Annotated in this window: 19 protein-coding genes and 2 tRNA genes; 5 read left to right on the forward strand and 16 right to left on the reverse strand. The window is 68.9% G+C overall.

From position 1 onward, the window contains the following. The 4 genes from ACTJKK_RS06590 to sigK all read right to left on the reverse strand — a co-directional run bounded on the left by ACTJKK_RS06590 (window position 1) and on the right by sigK (window position 3120). Entirely contained in the window at window positions 1–885 is an 885-nt protein-coding gene (locus ACTJKK_RS06590; RefSeq protein WP_440747400.1) for an aminodeoxychorismate lyase, read from the reverse strand. Window positions 886–1064: 179 nt separating this feature from the next. Continuing rightward, window positions 1065–1694 carry a DNA-directed RNA polymerase subunit beta gene (locus ACTJKK_RS06595; protein ID WP_247625035.1) on the reverse strand — a complete coding sequence of 210 codons (630 nt, stop codon included), beginning with the start codon at window positions 1692–1694 and terminating at the stop codon, window positions 1065–1067. A 29-nt stretch (window positions 1695–1723) separates the two neighbouring features. Next, window positions 1724–2524, reverse strand: a complete 801-nt coding sequence (locus ACTJKK_RS06600; protein WP_440747401.1) for an anti-sigma factor — start codon at window positions 2522–2524, stop codon at window positions 1724–1726. Beyond that, on the reverse strand, window positions 2521–3120 hold the full coding sequence (gene sigK / locus ACTJKK_RS06605) for an ECF RNA polymerase sigma factor SigK (protein WP_247957552.1): 600 nt from the start codon (window positions 3118–3120) through the stop codon (window positions 2521–2523). Before sigK ends, ACTJKK_RS06600 begins: the two co-directional genes overlap by 4 nt. 304 nt (window positions 3121–3424) lie before the next feature. Here sigK and ACTJKK_RS06610 point away from each other — a divergent pair, with 304 nt between their 5' ends. Together ACTJKK_RS06610 and ACTJKK_RS06615 are read left to right on the forward strand one after the other, a co-directional pair. Further along, on the forward strand, window positions 3425–4087 hold the full coding sequence (locus ACTJKK_RS06610) for a fasciclin domain-containing protein (RefSeq protein WP_440747402.1): 663 nt from the start codon (window positions 3425–3427) through the stop codon (window positions 4085–4087). Window positions 4088–4223: 136 nt separating this feature from the next. Further along, window positions 4224–4296: transfer RNA gene (locus tag ACTJKK_RS06615), tRNA-Lys, on the forward strand. A gap of 18 nt (window positions 4297–4314) precedes the next feature. Here the strand turns inward: ACTJKK_RS06615 and ACTJKK_RS06620 are convergent. Then, window positions 4315–4944, reverse strand: coding sequence for an HD domain-containing protein (locus tag ACTJKK_RS06620; protein WP_440747403.1), 630 nt, complete (start codon window positions 4942–4944; stop codon window positions 4315–4317). Window positions 4945–5066: 122 nt separating this feature from the next. On the opposite strand from ACTJKK_RS06620, the gene ACTJKK_RS06625 reads away from it, so the two are divergent. Together ACTJKK_RS06625 and ACTJKK_RS06630 are read left to right on the forward strand one after the other, a co-directional pair. Next, window positions 5067–5615: a type 1 glutamine amidotransferase domain-containing protein gene (locus ACTJKK_RS06625; protein ID WP_247625039.1), complete on the forward strand. Its 549-nt coding sequence runs from the start codon at window positions 5067–5069 to the stop codon at window positions 5613–5615. A 186-nt stretch (window positions 5616–5801) separates the two neighbouring features. Next, a complete protein-coding gene (locus tag ACTJKK_RS06630) occupies window positions 5802–7391 on the forward strand; it encodes an SGNH hydrolase domain-containing protein (protein ID WP_440747404.1) in 1590 nt (529 codons plus the stop codon). Here the strand turns inward: ACTJKK_RS06630 and ACTJKK_RS06635 are convergent. Beyond that, window positions 7384–7914: a CGNR zinc finger domain-containing protein gene (locus ACTJKK_RS06635; RefSeq protein WP_440747405.1), complete on the reverse strand. Its 531-nt coding sequence runs from the start codon at window positions 7912–7914 to the stop codon at window positions 7384–7386. The two genes, ACTJKK_RS06630 and ACTJKK_RS06635, sit on opposite strands and share 8 nt — an antisense overlap. Before the next feature lie 25 nt (window positions 7915–7939). On the opposite strand from ACTJKK_RS06635, the gene ACTJKK_RS06640 reads away from it, so the two are divergent. Next, the gene (locus ACTJKK_RS06640; protein WP_440747406.1) at window positions 7940–8179 is read left to right on the forward strand and encodes a hypothetical protein; all 240 of its coding nucleotides are present in this window, start codon (window positions 7940–7942) and stop codon (window positions 8177–8179) included. Here ACTJKK_RS06640 and ACTJKK_RS06645 read toward each other — a convergent pair. From ACTJKK_RS06645 to ACTJKK_RS06690, 10 genes are all read right to left on the reverse strand, one after another. Next, window positions 8169–8702 carry a DUF1697 domain-containing protein gene (locus ACTJKK_RS06645; protein ID WP_440747407.1) on the reverse strand — a complete coding sequence of 178 codons (534 nt, stop codon included), beginning with the start codon at window positions 8700–8702 and terminating at the stop codon, window positions 8169–8171. The genes ACTJKK_RS06640 and ACTJKK_RS06645 overlap by 11 nt on opposite strands. Beyond that, complete coding sequence (locus ACTJKK_RS06650) at window positions 8699–9280, reverse strand: isochorismatase family protein (RefSeq protein ID WP_336642113.1); 582 nt, start codon at window positions 9278–9280, stop codon at window positions 8699–8701. The genes ACTJKK_RS06645 and ACTJKK_RS06650 overlap by 4 nt, the downstream gene beginning before the upstream one ends. A gap of 68 nt (window positions 9281–9348) precedes the next feature. After that, window positions 9349–9421, reverse strand: a tRNA-Thr gene (locus tag ACTJKK_RS06655). Window positions 9422–9524: 103 nt separating this feature from the next. Continuing rightward, on the reverse strand, window positions 9525–11084 hold the full coding sequence (locus ACTJKK_RS06660) for an alpha/beta hydrolase (RefSeq protein ID WP_440747408.1): 1560 nt from the start codon (window positions 11082–11084) through the stop codon (window positions 9525–9527). Then, complete coding sequence (locus ACTJKK_RS06665; RefSeq protein WP_440747409.1) at window positions 11081–12238, reverse strand: DNA polymerase III subunit delta'; 1158 nt, start codon at window positions 12236–12238, stop codon at window positions 11081–11083. The genes ACTJKK_RS06660 and ACTJKK_RS06665 overlap by 4 nt, the downstream gene beginning before the upstream one ends. Window positions 12239–12306: 68 nt before the next feature. Further along, window positions 12307–12936, reverse strand: a complete 630-nt coding sequence (gene tmk, locus ACTJKK_RS06670) for a dTMP kinase (protein WP_440747410.1) — start codon at window positions 12934–12936, stop codon at window positions 12307–12309. Next, the gene (gene topA / locus ACTJKK_RS06675; RefSeq protein ID WP_440747411.1) at window positions 12933–15764 is read right to left on the reverse strand and encodes a type I DNA topoisomerase; all 2832 of its coding nucleotides are present in this window, start codon (window positions 15762–15764) and stop codon (window positions 12933–12935) included. The genes tmk and topA overlap by 4 nt, the downstream gene beginning before the upstream one ends. A 79-nt stretch (window positions 15765–15843) precedes the next feature. Continuing rightward, entirely contained in the window at window positions 15844–16173 is a 330-nt protein-coding gene (locus tag ACTJKK_RS06680) for a helicase (protein ID WP_440747412.1), read from the reverse strand. Further along, window positions 16173–16529 (reverse strand): TadE family type IV pilus minor pilin, encoded by a 357-nt coding sequence (locus tag ACTJKK_RS06685; RefSeq protein WP_440747413.1) that lies wholly within the window; start codon window positions 16527–16529, stop codon window positions 16173–16175. Before ACTJKK_RS06685 ends, ACTJKK_RS06680 begins: the two co-directional genes overlap by 1 nt. After that, the gene (locus ACTJKK_RS06690) at window positions 16529–16726 is read right to left on the reverse strand and encodes a DUF4244 domain-containing protein (protein WP_247634171.1); all 198 of its coding nucleotides are present in this window, start codon (window positions 16724–16726) and stop codon (window positions 16529–16531) included. Before ACTJKK_RS06690 ends, ACTJKK_RS06685 begins: the two co-directional genes overlap by 1 nt. Window positions 16727–16762: the final 36 nt, after the last annotated feature.

A 16762-nucleotide genomic window follows, 5' to 3' on the forward strand; every position in this document is an offset into this window, starting at 1 on the left:
TCAGTCGCGGGGCGAGAGCAGGTACGTGTTCAGCTCGTCGGTCAGAGGCTGGTCGACCGGGAGAGCGGCGCCGTCTACGGCGGTGATCGCCGCCGCGAGACGCACGCTCGACACGAGCCACGCGGCATCCGCTCGGGGAAGATCGGATGCCGGGATCCGGTCGTACCCGACCTCGAAACCGCGGGCGGCGAGGTGCTCGTAGACGCTCAGCTGCGTGGTGCCGTGCAGGATGCCGCCGTTCGGCGCCGGCGTGACGAAACGGTCTCCGAACCGGAGGATCAGCGAGGCGGTCGGCGCCTCGAGCACGAAGCCGTCGCTGGAGAGGAAGATCGCGTCATCCGCGTCACGGCGGTGCGCCTCCCGCAGTGCGGCCATGTTCACGGCGTACGAGAGGGTCTTCGCCCCCAGCAGCAGCCACGGCGCCCGTTCGGCGGCGCCGAGGTCGTAGCCGCGGTCGAGGGTCACCACACGCACACCGTTCGCGCGCACGGCACGGAAGTCCGCCGCCGGGGCCGCGGTCACCCATGCCGTCGGCGTCGGCCCGTGCTCCACTCCCCTGCTGAGGATGAGCTTGATGACGGCCTCGCCCTCGCCGCACTCGTCAGCGGCCTGATCGATCGCCTGCCGCCACTGCGCCAGGTTCGGCAAAGGCAGGTCGCACAGGCGTGCGGAGTGCGCGAGACGCTCGAGGTGCGGCACGACCTCCTGGGCGTGGCCGTCGACCACTCCGATCGACTCGAACACGCCGTCGCCGCGCTGCGTGCTCAACTCGCCCACGCTGAGGGCGGGAGCCGCCGCATCGACGTGGGTGAACGTGTCACCGTAGTCGGCACGCTGCTCGTCGGCGGTGACGGGATCGATCATGAGTGCGAAGCGCCGGTTCATGATCCGAGCCTAGAGCGCCGGGAATACCTTCGCTCGTCTCGCGTTACACTGGTACAGGCCGGGCCGCATAACCCCGGGCTCCATTTTTCGCCGCTGCGAGCGGCCTTCCGCCGAGAGGCGTTCTTGCGGCCCGGTCTTTTTCTTGCCCGGACTTCTCCCTCCCGGCCGCACTCGTCCGCTCAGGCCAGCGCGCCCGACCGCCACAGCACACTCGCCGCGGAGAGGTCCTGCGCGTAGCTGCTCAGTCGCAGCGCTCGGGTCGTCAGTTCACTGGCCCGCCCCGGCTCGGTCGCCTCGTAGTCGTCGGCCGTATGCGTCGCTCCGGAGGCCTGTACGCGGCAGAACGCGGCCGCGCGCTCGAGCGCCACCGCGAAGTCGCCGCGGAACGCTCCGCGCAGGATCGTGTCGACCAGCGCGACGATCTCCTCCGGGCTCGCCGGGACCGGAGCACCGGCGATGGCGGCGTCGACCGAGGGAAGCTCGACCCGCCCGCGCTCGTACAGCAGCGCCGAGGTCTGCGGATCGGTGTGGATCGCCAACTGCAGCAGGTACAGCCGCCAGAGCGCACCGGGAAGCGTGCGCGAGGGCGCCTTGGACCACAGCTCCGCGATCTCGTCGATGCCGTGCTCGGCCGTGAACGCCACCAGGCGATCGGCGCTCACACCGCTCTCGTCGGCGCGCACCCGCGCCAGCAGGGCAGATGCCGTGGCGTGCGCGATGCGCGTCTCCTCGGCGGGATCGTGCGCCCCGACGAGGTTGTCGAAGGAGGCGGAGGGGCGTCGCACGGGGCGGTGGTGCTGCTCGGGCATCCCACCAGGGTACGCGCGATCGGTGACGCTCAGGCCGTGGGGATCGCGATGATCGGGTCGGTCGTGGGCAGGCCGCTCGGCGAGCCGCCCTCTTCCTCGACCGTGACGGCGATGACGTCACCCTCGTGCATCGAGCCGGAGAGCACGGCGGTGGCGGTCGTGCCATCGGCGTCGAACACACCGGCCGGAACCGGGGTCTCGCCGCGCACGAACCACATCTCGTACGTCTTGCCGTCGGCCGGAGCCGCGAGACCGTCGGTCACGAGCACGGCGGAGCCGAGCGATGCCGACCAGTGCGCCGTGGCCGTGGTGCCGTCGTCGAGTGTGACACTCGCTTGCGCGGCATCCGATGCTCCCGTGATCTGCTCGAGGGCCACGACGCTCGCCGGACGGTTGAGGTAATCGTTCAGCGCGACGGAGCCGATGCCGACGCCGACCAGGAGTGCGAGGCACGCCGCGAGCGCGAAGATCGCCCGTGACCAGCGGCGGGGCGGACGGATGCTGTCGACCGTCGAGGTGTCGGCCGATTCGGAAGACGCTGCGGCAGGCGCGGCCTGCTCGTCGTCCGTGCGACCCTCCTGCGGCGTCTGCGCTCCCTGCACCTGCGGCGTCTGCGCGATCTGCGAGAGCAGCGCGGCACGGATGTCGGGCCGGGGCACTTCACCGGTGAACGGGGCCGAGAGGGTGGCGGCGGTCGCGGCATCCGCCTCGACGATGCGCTCCCACTCGGGGTGCTCGTCGAGGGTACGACGGAAGCGCGCCTCGTCCTCAGGAGAGAGCGCGTGCAGGGCGGCGCCAGCCGCGAGCTCTGCGAAGTCCTTCTCGTTCATGCCATCACCCCCATCGCCGACCGGAGCCGGGTGAGTCCATCCCGCATCCGTGTCTTGATCGTTCCCAGTGGCGCCCCCAGGAGCGCCGCGATCTCGTTCTGACTGTAACCGCCGTAGTAGGCGAGGACGATCGCTTCACGCTGAGCTTCGGGTAGGCCGGAGAGTGCGCCGACGACGCGCTCACCTTCCATGCTCAACTCGACCTGCTCCGCCACGCTGTCGTGGGCCACCCCGATGTCCCGCAGTCCCGCCCGGACATCTCGATCCGAACTGGACTGCGAGGATCGGACGCGGTCCACCGCCCGGCGGTGCGCCATCGTCATGATCCATGTTCGTCCTTGCCCCTTGTTCGGAGCGAAGCGCGAAGCGGATTGCCAGATCTCGAGAAAGACCTCCTGGAGCACTTCCTCGCTCTGCGAGCGGTTGACGAGGACTCGGAGGATGAGACCGAACACGCGGGAGGAGAGGAGGTCGTAGAGCTCCGCGAAGGCCCGCTGGTCGCCGGCGGCTATGGCGAGGAGGAGGTCGGCGACGGCGTCCCGCGCCGTGCCGTCCTCGGGAACATCCATCCCATCGATGACCATCTCCATAAGCATGCCGTATTCCACCCCTCCTGCTCTGCATCCGACGCCCGATATCCGCTGATTCCTCGCGGAATTCTCGAAGATTCCGCGGCCCGCGCCCCGCATCACGATCGCGTCACGCTCGCGCGCGTGCTCGCGCGCGTGCTGCTTTTCCGTCGGATGTCGTTCGTGCTGGCGCGCCGATCGGATTGGCGGAGCCGTTCGAGACGGATCTCGAAGAAATCTCGAATTCTTCCCATCCGATCGGCGAGGGGTTCCGAACACCTGTCAACGCCACGGAGAGGCCGTGGTGGTAGTTCATCTGAAGGAGCTCGAAATGTTCAGCACCAAGAAGAAGGTCACCGCAGCACTGACGCTCACGGTGGCGAGCGCGTTCCTGCTCTCGGCATGTTCCATGGGCAGCGGCGAAAGCACCACCGAATCCGAGGAGCCCATGGCGCCGGAGAGCTCGCAGTCGTCCGAGCCCATGGAGATGGACCCCGCGGCCAACCTCGTGGGCCCCGGTTGCGCGGCGTACGCCGAGCAGGTTCCGGACGGAGCGGGTTCGGTCGAGGGCATGTCGAAGGACCCGGTCGCGGTCGCGGCATCCAACAACCCGATCCTCACCACGCTCACCGCAGCGGTCAGCGGACAGCTCAACCCCGACGTCGACCTCGTCGACACGCTCAACGGTGACGAGTTCACGGTCTTCGCACCGGTCGACGACGCCTTCGCGAAGATCGACCCGGCCACCATCGACGCCCTCAAGACCGACAGCGCCACGCTGAGCTCGATCCTGACGTACCACGTCGTCCCCGGCCAGATCACGCCGGACGACATCGTGGGCACGCACCCGACCGTCAACGGAGCCGACCTCGAGGTCACCGGTAGCGGCGACGAGCTGCAGGTCAACGGCGCCAACGTCATCTGCGGCGGTGTCCAGACCGCGAACGCCACCGTGTACCTCATCGACACGGTGCTGATGCCCCCGGCTCAGTAAGAGCGGGAGAGTGCCGACTGGACCCCGGCACGAGGCCTCACCTCATCCGGGGAGGGATGACCTGAGGTAACAAGAGGGCCGTTGACGATAGCTGTGTCGTCAACGGCCCTCTTTCTGCGCCCTAGACTGGGAGCACGGGCCTCTAGCTCAGTTGGCAGAGCATCGGACTTTTAATCCGCGGGTCGTGGGTTCGAGCCCCACGGGGCCCACCGCATTCCCCTCACTGTTCACCGGTCGGGAGAGACCTTCCACGCATCCTCCCCCGTGGCGATTCGCTTCGAAGCGTCGAGCCTCGCGGCGGCCGTCGCGGGTTTGCGCGCCGCCTGGTCGGCGATCGCGGCCGAGAACTCCTCGGCGAACGTCAATCGGGGCACGCGCCGCACGATCTCGGCGATGAGCTGCGCGTCCCACAGATCTGCCGCAGCGTGCGCGACATCGAGGCTGGTCGCCGCCTCCAGCAGGTAGCCCTCGGGATCCTCGTCGGCGTCAACGCTCACCCACATGTGCCGCTGGATCACCTGGCCGAGTCGCTCGCGGCGGTGCGGCGACCACCCGGCTCCGGCGGCGAAGACCTCCGACACCGCGGCCCCCGCATCTTCGAACGCCACCGTGTGGCTGTCGAACGCGGGCACGATCCCGACGTCGTGCAGGACGGATGCCACGAAGAGCAGTTCCTCGTCGCTCTCGAGGCCCCGCGACTCGGCGAGGGCTTTCGCCCACACCCACGAGCGCAGGGAGTGGTTCAGCACGGCGGGCGTGCACCACTGCCGCGCGACCTCCAGCGCACGCTCCGACGCCGCGGTGGGCGGCACGAGCAGACGGTCGGCGAGGGCGGAGACGGGCGCGGAGGTCGACATGGTGCGAGCCTAGCGGCGCGGCCGCTATCACCCCTGCCGCGCACTGGCCACCCCCTTCACGGCATCCGCCCCTCGCGGCAGAGTCGGAGCATCCACTTCCCCCTCCTGAAAGGACGACGACCATGGCGACTCTCACCGGAAACCGCGTGGCATTCCTGGCGACCGACGGCTTCGAGGACAGCGAGCTGACCAGCCCGTGGGAGGCGGTGACGGCCGCGGGAGCGAGCGCCACGTTGATCGCCCCGGCGGCGGGCAGCATCACCGGCAAGAACGGACACGAGCAGGCCGTCGACCTCATCTCCGGCGACACGAGCGCCGATGAGTTCGAGGCGCTCGTTCTGCCGGGCGGCGTGGTGAACGCCGACCACCTGCGGCTCGACGAGGCATCCGTCGCCCTCGCGAAGGAGTTCTTCGCACAGCACAAGCCCGTCGGAGTCATCTGCCACGGAGCCTGGATCCTCATCGAGGCCGACGTCGTCGACGGGCGCACGCTGACCAGCTACCCGAGTCTCAAGACCGACCTGCGCAACGCCGGAGCGACCTGGGTCGACGAGGAGGTCGTCGTCGACGCGGGCCTCGTCTCGAGCCGCACCCCGGACGACCTGCCGGCGTTCAACGCGAAGGTCGTCGAGGAGATCGGCGAAGGGCGCCACGAGGGCCAGACCGCCTGACTCGCATCACCATCGCGCCCGGGGCAGGATCAGGCACCTCCCCGGGCGCGATGCCGTCGTACCGCGGCCCGGTCGCCTCGCCGAGATTCTCCTCGGCGCGTTTCCTCCATCAAAATGCTGCGCGTTGCGCGTGCCCCCGCAGACACGCCCGTTATGCCAATATGCTTGCGGCGTTCTTGCATCGAGATGACCGTCACTTTCGTGACCCGGGGGGGCAGTTCTAGTATGACAGCGCAATCAACCGCGATCCGCAGACGGACGACTGCGATCGTCGCGGTACTGATTCTTGCGCTCGTAGCGATTCTGGAATCGAATGTCGCACACGCTGCGACCCCTGTTTCGCTCACGTTGAGCACGAGCGCCGAGAGCGTGACGTTTTCTCGCCCCCTGACTGTCACCGGCGTGGCCAGGACCGGCTCCGCCCCGCTTGTCAATGCCGAGGTGAAGATCGTCGGCCAGAATGTCAACGGGGTCTGGCGGATCCTCAGCACAACCAGGACTGACCCCTCCGGCGCCTACACGGCGACCTTCGCGCCCGTGGAGCAGTACCGGGTGAAGGCGGAGATTGCTGCGACGTCCACCACGGCGAGCGCCGCGAGCACATCGCGCATGATCACCGTGCAGCCCGGTGTCTACAATGCTGTGCCAGCACAAAATAGCTACGCAGTCGTGAACCTCTCCAAGCACGTCACCGGCAGCCTGCACGGCGGGCTCGCGGGCAAGCGCGTCAAGCTGGAGCACCTCGTCGGCGGCGCCTGGACGACGGTGGCTCAGAGCTACGCCGCATCCGACGGATCCTTCTCCATGTCGTTCACACCGACCCGGACCGGGTCGACGCGTCTGCGTATCTACATTCCCGCTGGACAAGGCCTGCTGGGCAAAGCAGGCCCGAACACCGTGCTCACCACGCTCGGCTCGACCGCCGAACTGGCAGGACGCGGCCCCACCTGCTACGGCGTGATGAGCACGCTCACGCCCAACTGCGTCAATCCCGAGCTCGGCGGAGTCATCTTGCCAACGACCGTCGCCGAGGAGCTGCGTCTGGTAACAGGTGGCTCTTATGGGCCGGACTGCTGGCAATCCAACCCCACCGATAACGTACGGATGTGCTCGTACGGGTCGACACGATCCGATGCAACACGAATCGCGTTCGTCGGAGATTCTCATGCTGCTGGGTACATGGCGGGATTGCGACCCCGCCTGACAGCCGAGAATTGGCGAGTCGACACCTACTTCGGCGTGAGCTGCCGCTGGTTGGACTTCCCTGATGGCCACGGATGCAAACCGCGCGCCGTCGCGATCGAATCCGCGCTGCTCCACGGCGGCTACGATGCGATCGTCGCGACGGGGCTTCGCGAACCGAGCGCTGATCCCACCAGCGCCGAAGCGGTCTCCCAACAGTACGTACGGGCGTGGAGCCGCGCCGCCGCCGCCGGCATCCCGGTCATCGCGATCGGCGACTTCCCCTATCTGCCGCAGGCCGCAGTGGACTGCGTAACGAGATCACGGGGGATGGCCGCAGCCGGCTGCACCGCCGCGCGCTCAGAAGTCTTGGCCGGCATAGACCCGATGTACTCGGCCGCGCGGCAGACCCCCGGCGCTTCGTTCATCGACCTCAATCGCTACTACTGCGGACCCGATACTTGCCCGCTCGTCACCGGCGGCATCGTGGTCTTTCGAGACCGTCACCACATCACCGGAACGTTCTCGGAGACCATGGGCGCCCACGTCGCTTATCGAATCAAGAAGCAACTCCAGGAACTCGGCATCAGGTGACGAGGCGCTCGCCCCGGGCACGATGCCGTCGTACCGCGGCCCGGTTCGCGCATCGCACCGAACAGAATCGTTGGCGGCCGTTCCGGGTGACGTCCGCGACGACGTTCGTGCAGGGGGATGCCGCGCAGCGGCCGAGCCTGCTCATGCCACGAGTGACCAGGTGGAGCGAGGTGCCCAGGTTGATGATCGCCCGCAGCACGTACGGAAGCGAGGGCACGTCGTCGCGGTAGTGCAGGTGCCAGCCCTCTCCGTCGTGATTCGTGAGCCGCGGGTACGCAGCCGCCTCCGCGAGCTGGGCATTGAGGAGTTCTGCACGCGCGTCGGGGTCGGCTTCGTCGACGATCCGGAGCCAGTCGTCGATGACGTCGCGCACGCGGGCGTGGTCGTCGGCGGCGGGCGGGAACGTCATCGTCATGCCCATCTCGATCGTGCGCTCCTCGATCCCGGCACGGTCGGCGGGCCAGTCGTTGGCGAGCGAGGTCGCCAGGAGGACCGCGTACTCTCCGTAAGGGTTGAGATGCATAAGGCCATTACATCACGCTGGTGTCATGACCTCCACGGACACCCTCCCGATCCCCCGACCGACCACTGCCCCGATAGTGCACGAGCACTTCTGGCTCACGGAGTCCCGCCATTCGACGAGCGAGGGCATCGTCGTCTACGTGCGGTGCGGGGCGTGCACCGCACGTCGCATCGATCTGCACCCCTCGAGCGCTGCGCCGTCGACCTCTCTGCCGCCGATCGCGATGAGCCGCAGCATCGGAGAGTCGCCGACCGTCAGGCCGTGAGCTCCGTGAGCTTTCTCACGGTGCGCAGGTTCCGCGCCGTGCCGGCGACCCCGAGCGCGCGATCGAGAACGGCTTTCGTGAGCTTCGACGCATGCACTCCGGACTCGGCGTAGGAGATCCACAGATCGTGCCCGACGAGGGCGATCTCCTCCCCCGGCACCAGACGCTCACGTAGCGCCGCGACCGCACCCTTCTGCGGAGCGCCCTCCAGGAACATCGCGTGCAACAGCTTCTCGACCGGATCGACGAACGGCTGCGACGCGAGGGCTCGCGCGAGCGCATCGTGCGTGCGCAGGATCACCGGAGTGTCGACTCCGAACTCGTCATGGATGAGCGACCGCACGCGCGCGCAGGCCGCGACCGGATCGGACGGATGCCGACACACGATGTTGCCGCTCGCGATGTACGTCGAGACGTCGTCGAGCACCCCGGCGTCGTTCAGCACCGAACGCAGCTCGGCCATCGGCACGCGATTGCGACCGCTGACGTTCACGGCCCGCAGCAGCAGGACGCTGCGGCTCACACCTCGGCGCTCACGACCAGCTCGGCGCCCGCGTGGGCGAGCTCGATCAGCGCCGCCTCACTCGACTCGGCACCGACGCCCGCGACCAGATCGGTGAGCACCCGCACGCGCACCCCGTGGGCGACGGCGTCCAGAGCGGATGCCCGGACGCAGTGATCCGTCGCGATCCCCACCACATCGGCGCTGATCACCCCGGCCGCCGTCAGCACGGCTCCGACCGTCTCGCCGGAATCCGTGACACCCTCGAACATCGAGTAGGCGGGCAGCCCCTGCCCCTTGCGCACGTGGTGGGTGACGGCATCCGTCTCGAGCAGCGGGTCGTACTCGGCGCCCGGCGTGCCCGCTACGCAGTGCACCGGCCAGGAGTCGACGTAGTCGGGACTCTCGGCGAAGTGCCCGCCATTGTCACCCTCGGCGTCGTGCCAGTCGCGCGAGGCGACGATCACGTCGTAGTCGCCGGCGTGGGCGGCGAGGTATGCCGAGACCGCGGCGGCAACCGCATCACCGCCCGCGACCGCCAGGGCACCGCCCTCGGTGAAATCGTTCTGGACATCGACGATGAGAAGCGCTCTGCTCATGATTCGAGACTACGCCGCCGGGAAGAGGAAAGCCCCCGTGATGTTCTTCGCATCACGGGGGCTGTCGGAGCCGCTTGTCAGAATCGAACTGACGACCTTTTCATTACGAGTGAAATGCTCTGCCGACTGAGCTAAAGCGGCGTGCGACGGACGAACCGGCGCGATCACCGATATTACCCTGTCTCGCGCTCGCTCGCGAATCGAGCGCGACGCACGCGCGTGTCACGCGCGTGCGTCGCGGACGTCACTCGCAGCGGAGGCCGTCTTCGGGCACCACGTCGTCGAGGAAGAACGCCTCCACGGCGTTGTCGACACATCCGTTGCCCTTGTTGTAGCCGGTGTGCCCCTCGCCCACACGGGTGATGAGCACGCCCTCGTCGAGCTGATCCGCGAGCGCCTCCGACCACTCGTAGGGCGTGGCCGGGTCGTTGGTCGTACCGATGACGAGGATGGGTCCGGCACCCTCGGCCGTGATCTCCCCGCGCGTTCCCGTGGGCGGGTAGGGCCACACCTCGCACGAGTCGGGGCCGGTCCAGTACGGCGCGATGGTCGGCGCACCCTCTTCGATCTTCTTCGTGGTCGCGGCTTCGGCGGCGGGGTCGTCTTCGACCGGGTAGTCCATGCAGTTGTACGCGCGGAACGCCTCGGTCGCGTTATCGGTGTACGAACCGGCCTCACGACTGTTGTAGAAGTCCGCCAGCACGAACGCCGTCGACGGGTCGCCCTGCAGCGCCTGGTCGAGTGCCTGCGTGAGGAACGTCCAGCTGTCCTGCGAGTAGAGCGCCGCGATGATTCCCGTCATCAGGGAATCCGCACCGAGCATCCGGCCGTCGCCGTTCTCGAGCGGCGTGCGATCGACGCTCGCGAGCAGCGCCCCGAGATCCGCCATGGCGTCGTCCACCGAGCCGTTGAACGGGCAGCTCCCGGAATCGAGGCAGTCCTGCATGTACGCGCGGAGCGCCGATTCGAATCCGAGAGCCTGCGTCGCACCGACCTCGAGCCCGGGCACCGACGGGTCGATCGCACCGTCGAGCACGAGGCGGCCGGCCTTCTCGGGGTAGAGGTTCGCGTAGGTCGCTCCGAGGAAGGTGCCGTAGGAGTAACCGAGGTAGTTCAGCTGCGAGTCGCCGAGCACGGCACGGATCAGGTCCATGTCGCGTGCCGCGTTGATGGTGGTGATGTACGGCAGGATGCCGTCGCTGTTCGCGTCGCACGCCTCGGCGAACGCCGTGTTGCGCTCGGTGAGCTCGGCTTCCCATTCGGCGCTGCCACGGGGCGAGGTCGAGACGTCGTAGAGGTAGGCGTCCATCTCGGCTGCGTCGAAGCAGCGCACCGCCGTCGACTCGCCCACGCCGCGCGGGTCGAAGCCGATCACGTCGTAGTTCTCGATGAGGTCGGCGCCGACCGCGTAGTCGAGACTGTCGCGGATGAGGGCGACGCCACTGGCGCCGGGGCCGCCGGGGTTGGTGAGCAGGGAGCCCATCGGCGTCTGCTCGGCCTGGTGCCGGATGATGGAGAGCTCGATCTCGCCCTCTGCGGGGTTCTCCCAATCGAGCGGTGCGGTGACCGTCGTGCAGTCGAAGCCGGCGCTGCCGCAGGACTCCCAGGTCAGCTCCTGCGAGTAGAACGGAAGGAGCTCTTCGGATACCCCGTCGGTGTCGGGCGCACCGGTCGCCGACGGGCGCGTCGCCGTCTCCTCGGGGATCATCGAGTAGAGGCAGCCGGAGAGCGCCACGGCGGCGACGGCGAGGCCGGCGACCAGTGCGGCGGCACGGCAGAGGCGGGGAGTCTTGCGGATGTTCACGGTGTCCTCCCGCTCGTGATGGTCACGAGCAAGCTCTCGAGGGCGAGCAGCGGTGCGACGTTTCGCTCCAGCGCCTGCCGGGTGTCGGCCAGGTGGTCGAGTACGACCAGCGTACGGGTCTCGGGCCAGGCTTCGGCGAGCGCGCTCAGCTCAGCCCGGAGCTCACGGTTGATCAGTTCGTCGGTGCGGCCGAACTGCAGCATCACGACGTCGCGGAAGAGCGACTGCATATCGGTGAGCACGCGGTCGATGCCGTCGCGCAGGCTGCGGGTGGCGCGCTTCTTCTGGTCGTCTTCGAGGGCCGAGAGCTGGGAGCGCAGTGCCGCGGGGATGGCCTGCCCCTCGGCGACGCCCACCATGCGCAGCAGGTTCGCCCGCTCGGCCGCGTCGCGCTCGGCGGTCAGGGCCTTCGCATCCTCGGTGGCGGCCTGGATGATGCGCCCGGCGACCTCGACGGCGTCGCCCACACCGCGCACGCCGATCACCGAGCGGAGCGTGTCGTCGCGCCGGCGACGGGCGGCCTCATCGGTGGCGAGTCGCTGCGCCATGCCGATGTGTCGCTGGGAGTGGCGGGCGGCCTGCTCGGCCACGACCTCGTCGACGCCCGTGCGCAGACTGATCAACCGCGCGACGTCTGCGACGTCCGGTTCGCGGAGCCGCAGCGAGCGTACGCGCGAACGGATGGTCGGGAGCAGATCGGCCTCGCTGGGGGCGCAGAGGATCCAGACGGTCTTCTCCGGCGGCTCCTCGAGCGCCTTCAGCAGAACGTTCGAGGTGCGTTCGACCATGCGATCGGCGTCTTCGACGACGATGACGCGGTAGCGCCCGGCCGAGGGAGCGAAGTACGAACGCTCGACCAGGGCGCGCGCCTCGGCGATCGTGATGATGACCTTGTCGGTGCGCAGCGCCGTCACATCGGGGTGAGTGCCCGCGAGAACCTGCCGCATGGTCGCCTCATCATCGGGCCGATCGGCGATCAGCGCCGCAGCGAAGGCGTAAGCGAGGGTGGAACGCCCGGACCCCGGCGGACCGGTGATCAACCAGGCGTGCGACAGCGCCGACGGATCGGATGCCGCGTCGCGCAGAGTGTCGACCGCGGCATCCTGCCCCCACACATCGGCCCACGGGAAAGGGGCGGCGATGGTCTCAGGCATGCACTCAGCCTAATCGGCACCACCGACGCCGACCGCATGCGATCGTGGCGCTGTGCAGAGGAGGGGGCTCAGGCCAGGAACGACGCGACCCGCGCACGGATCTCGCCGGCGATCACGTCGACCGGCGCGGAGGCGTCGATCACGAGGAAGCGCTCCGGTTCTGCGGCGGCGAGCGAAAGGTACGCATCGCGCACTCGACCGTGGAACTCGGCCTTCTCCGCCTCGAGCCGATCGAAGGGCTTGTCGGCCGAGTCGAGCCGGGTGCGGGCGGTCTGCGGGTCGAGGTCGAGCAGCACCGTGAGGTCGGGCAGCGCTCCCTCGGCGGCCCAGAGCGACAGGTCGCGGATCTCGGTCGCATCGAGCACGCGGCCCGCGCCCTGGTAGGCGACGGACGAGTCGAGGTAGCGATCCTGCAGCACGATGTCGCCCCGCTCGAGCGCGGGCCGCACGACGGTCGCGACGTGATGCGCCCGGTCCGCCGCGTACAGCAGGGCCTCGGCACGCGGCGCGATGTCGCCGCGGTGGTGGAGCACGATGTCGCGGATCAGCTGGCCGACCTCCGACCCGCCGGGCTCGCGCGTGCGCACGACTTCATGGCCGGTCTCCGACAGCCAGGAGGCGAGCAGGTCCGACTGCGTGGTCTTGCCCGAGCCGTCACCGCCCTCGAGCGTGATCCAGCGACCGCGGCCTTCCGTCACGAACCGGCCTTCTTCGCGGCGGCGTTCGCGGCGCGCGTCGCGGCCGCCTTCTTCGCCGCAGCCGAGCGTGCGGCCGCCTTCTCGGCATCCGTCGGAGCCTTCTTCGCTGCAGCCTTCTTGGCCGGCGCCTTCTTGGCAGGAGCCTTCTTGGCCGGCGCCTTCTTGGCCGCCGCACGCGAGCCGCGCTTGGGAGCGGGGCCCTTCGCGCGCTTATCGGCCAGCATCTGCACGGCGATCTCGAACGTGATGTCCTCGGGCTTCTGGCCGCGCGGAATCGTGACGTTGGTCTCCCCGTCGGTCACGTAGGCGCCGAATCGACCGTCGCGAATGCGGATCGGCTTGCCACTGACCGGGTCGGCGTCGAACTCGGCGAGCGCGCTGGATGCCCGGCGGGCACCGTACTTGGGCTGCTTGTAGATCTCGAGCGCCTGCTCGAGGGTCACGTCGAAGATCTGCGATTCGCTCTCGAGCGAGCGCGAATCGGCGCCCTTCTTCAGGTATGGACCGAAGCGGCCGTTCTGGGCGGTGATCTCGTCGCCCGATTCGGGGTCGACGCCGACGACGCGCGGCAGGGTGAGCAGCTGAAGGGCGGTGTCGAGATCGATCGCGTCGACCGACATCGACTTGAAGAGCGATGCGGTGCGCGGCTTGGGCGCGGCCTCCTTCTTGGCACCGCGCTTCTTCGGGGCTTCGACGACCTCACCGGTCGTCTCATCGACCGCGGCGTCCTCGGACACCGGGTCGTTCTCCTGCACGTACGGGCCGAAGCGTCCGTCCTTGACGACGACGATCTTGCCGTTCTCGGGGTTCTCTCCGAGAACGCGGTCGCCGGCGACGGGAGCGTCGATGAGCTCCTGCGCCTTCTCGGCCGTGAGCTCGTCGGGCGCGAGGTCTTCCGGAACGTTGACGATGCGCGGCTTGGCCTCGGGGTTCTCGGGGTCGGCGACCTCGAGGTAGGGGCCGTACTTGCCGAAGCGCAGGGTCGCGGTGTCGGTGATCGGTGTCGAGTTGAGCGCTCGCGCATCGATCTCGCCGAGGTTGTCGACGACCTTGCGCAGGCCGACGTGCGCGTCGGAACCGAAGTAGAAGCCCTTCAGCCACTCGACGCGGTCCTGCTCGCCGCGTGCGATCGTGTCGAGGTCGTCCTCGAGCGAGGCCGTGAAGTCGTAGTCGACCAGCTCGGCGAAGTGCTCTTCGAGCAGGCGGACGACGCTGAAGGCGAGCCACGTCGGCACGAGCGCCTGGCCGCGCTTGACCGCGTAGCCGCGATCGAGGATCGTCTCGGGGATCGTCGCGAACGTCGACGGACGCCCGATGCCCTTCTCCTCGAGCACCTTGACGAGCGATGCCTCGGTGTACCGCGGCTTCGGCGTCGTGCGGTGCCCCTTGGCCTCGGCTTCGGCGACCGACAGCTCATCGCCCACGGCGACGGCCGGGAGCGACTGGTTCTCGGCGGCATCCGCATCGCCGCGCTTCTCGTCGCGACCCTCTTCGTACGCCTCGAGGAAGCCCTTGAAGGTGTAGACGGTTCCGGATGCCGTGAACTCCGCGACCTGCCCGGCGGCGTTCACCGCGATCGTGACGGTCGTCGTCTCGTACTTCGCGTCGGCCATCTGGCTGGCGACGGTGCGCTTCCAGATCAGGTCGTAGAGGCGCTGCTCGTCACGGTCGAGCTCGGACGAGAGCGACGCGGGGGTGCGGAAGTTGTCGCCCGAGGGACGGATCGCCTCGTGCGCCTCCTGCGCGTTCTTGCTCTTCGACTTGTACACGCGGGGCTTGAGCGGCACCGCGGAGTCGCCGTAGAGCGCGACCGCCTGGCTCCGCGCCGCCTGCACCGCCTGGGTGCTCAGCGACGTGGAGTCGGTACGCATATAGGTGATGTACCCCTTCTCGTAGAGACGCTGGGCGACGCTCATCGCCTGCTTCGCCCCCATCGAGAGCTTGCGTCCCGCCTCCTGCTGCATCGTGGAGGTGGTGAACGGGGCGTAGGGGCTGCGGGTGCCGGGCTTGGCCTCGACCTTGGTCACCGTCCCGGCGCCGGCCGATTCGACGGCCTGGGCGAGGGCGTGGGCCTTGGCCTCGTCGAGGACGACGACGGCCTTCTTCAGGGCACCGCGGTCGTCGAAGTCGGTGCCGCGGGCGAGCTGCCCGCCGTCGACGCGCACGAGGCGGATGCGGAACGACGTTCCGGTTGCGGCCGCAGCGGCATCGACATCCCAGTACTCGGCCGAGACGAACGCCATGCGCTCGCGTTCCCGGTCGACGATCAGACGGGTGGCAGCGGACTGCACGCGGCCGGCCGAGATGCCGGTCTTGACCTTGTACCAGAGGACGGGCGAGACATCCCAGCCGTACAGGCGGTCGAGGATGCGGCGGGTCTCCTGCGCATCGACGAGCGCGTGGTCGAGCTCGCGGGTGTTGCCGACGGCTGCCTGGATCGCGTCCTTGGTGATCTCGTGGAAGACCATGCGCTTGACGGGGACCTTGGGCTTGAGGGTCTCGAGCAGGTGCCAGGCGATCGCCTCACCCTCGCGGTCCTCATCAGTGGCGAGCAGGAGCTCGTCGGCGGTCTTCAGGGCGCGCTTGAGTTCGGCGACCGTCTTCGTCTTGCGATCGGAGACGACGTAGTAGGGGTCGAAGCCGTTCTCGATGTCGATCGAGTACTTCCCGTAGGCCTCCTTGTCGGCGGCCGGGATGTCCCGCTTGTCGGCGAGGTCGCGGATGTGGCCGACCGAGCTGAGCACCTCGTAGCCGTCTCCGAGGTATCCCTGAATAGACCGCATCTTCGTCGGAGACTCGACGATGACGAGCTTCTTGCCTTCAGCCAAGGGGGCGTCCTTTCTTCGAAGCACACCATACACACCCCTGCTATCCGGGTGCGTCGCAGTGAGGAGGTACGTTCTGCCGTCATTCGCCCTCGGGTGGCCCGGCACGGGCTCGGGAGACGGCAACGACTCCAGCGTACGCCGACTCCACCTGCACGGTCGCCACGAAGCCCTCGATCGAGCATCCGGTGAGGGTCGCACCCGCAGCCCCGGCCACTCGCGCGGCGACGGCACAGGGCTCGTCGGAGACGACGACGGCACCGCTGACGGCGTCCGCCGCGGCGAGCGCCGCCGCATCGGCCGCACCGGCGACCCGTTGCGCGGTGATGGCGGCGCCGCCGACCGCGGCGAGCCCGAGGGCGAGGCCGGCCGCTGTCACCAGAACGCCGGTGGCGAGCGCGGATCCGGCCATCAGAGACCGCCCGCCAGGGCGCAGCTCGATGCCTGCAGCGGCACGGTGAGGAGATTGCCGACGGCCACCTCCGTGCGCGCCGTCACGCAGACGAGGTCGCCGGAGGTCGCGGACGACATGGTGGCACCCGGCGCCGCGCGCGCCACGGCATCGGCGGCGCGCCCCGTGTCTTCGCCTCGCCCGAGGAGGCGGGCGGCATCGGCCGCCGCATCCTGCAGAGACACCTGACGCGTGGCGGCGCCGAGCGCTCCGACGCCGAGGGCGAGCACGAGGACGACCGCCGGCAGCGCGAGGGCCAACTCGGCGGCGACCGATCCCCGGTCACCGCCGAGCCGTGCGAGTCGGGATCGCGGCATCACGCCACGGTCAGCGCCCGGCGCACCAGGTCGGTGAGGATGCCGCGCACCTCGTCGGAGCGCATGATGACGACGAGTAGACCCGCAAAGGCCACGGCGGCCATCGTGGTGATCGCGTACTCGGCCGTCGCCGCTCCGGTTTCGTCGCCGAACAGCGATGCGGCCCGACGCCGGTCGAGTGGGGGAAGTGCGTGCATGGTGTTCCTTCTTTCTGGTGTGACGCGGTCGCGTCG

Source organism: Microbacterium sp. 22179, from assembly GCF_052045715.1.
GTDB lineage: Bacteria > Actinomycetota > Actinomycetes > Actinomycetales > Microbacteriaceae > Microbacterium > Microbacterium galbinum.

Coding starts and splice junctions, on each gene's coding strand:
- ACTJKK_RS06595 (WP_247625035.1), bottom strand. CDS start 1,694: ATGCCCGAGCAGCACCACCGCCCCGTGCGACGCCCCTCCGCCTCCTTC.
- ACTJKK_RS06620 (WP_440747403.1), bottom strand. CDS start 4,944: ATGTCGACCTCCGCGCCCGTCTCCGCCCTCGCCGACCGTCTGCTCGTG.
- ACTJKK_RS06625 (WP_247625039.1), top strand. CDS start 5,067: ATGGCGACTCTCACCGGAAACCGCGTGGCATTCCTGGCGACCGACGGC.
- ACTJKK_RS06630 (WP_440747404.1), top strand. CDS start 5,802: ATGACCGTCACTTTCGTGACCCGGGGGGGCAGTTCTAGTATGACAGCG.
- ACTJKK_RS06640 (WP_440747406.1), top strand. CDS start 7,940: ATGACCTCCACGGACACCCTCCCGATCCCCCGACCGACCACTGCCCCG.
- ACTJKK_RS06590 (WP_440747400.1), bottom strand. CDS start 885: ATGAACCGGCGCTTCGCACTCATGATCGATCCCGTCACCGCCGACGAG.
- ACTJKK_RS06680 (WP_440747412.1), bottom strand. CDS start 16,173: ATGGCCGGATCCGCGCTCGCCACCGGCGTTCTGGTGACAGCGGCCGGC.
- ACTJKK_RS06685 (WP_440747413.1), bottom strand. CDS start 16,529: ATGCCGCGATCCCGACTCGCACGGCTCGGCGGTGACCGGGGATCGGTC.
- ACTJKK_RS06610 (WP_440747402.1), top strand. CDS start 3,425: ATGTTCAGCACCAAGAAGAAGGTCACCGCAGCACTGACGCTCACGGTG.
- ACTJKK_RS06635 (WP_440747405.1), bottom strand. CDS start 7,914: ATGCATCTCAACCCTTACGGAGAGTACGCGGTCCTCCTGGCGACCTCG.
- ACTJKK_RS06665 (WP_440747409.1), bottom strand. CDS start 12,238: ATGCCTGAGACCATCGCCGCCCCTTTCCCGTGGGCCGATGTGTGGGGG.
- ACTJKK_RS06600 (WP_440747401.1), bottom strand. CDS start 2,524: ATGAACGAGAAGGACTTCGCAGAGCTCGCGGCTGGCGCCGCCCTGCAC.
- ACTJKK_RS06650 (WP_336642113.1), bottom strand. CDS start 9,280: ATGAGCAGAGCGCTTCTCATCGTCGATGTCCAGAACGATTTCACCGAG.
- ACTJKK_RS06690 (WP_247634171.1), bottom strand. CDS start 16,726: ATGCACGCACTTCCCCCACTCGACCGGCGTCGGGCCGCATCGCTGTTC.
- sigK (WP_247957552.1), bottom strand. CDS start 3,120: ATGCTTATGGAGATGGTCATCGATGGGATGGATGTTCCCGAGGACGGC.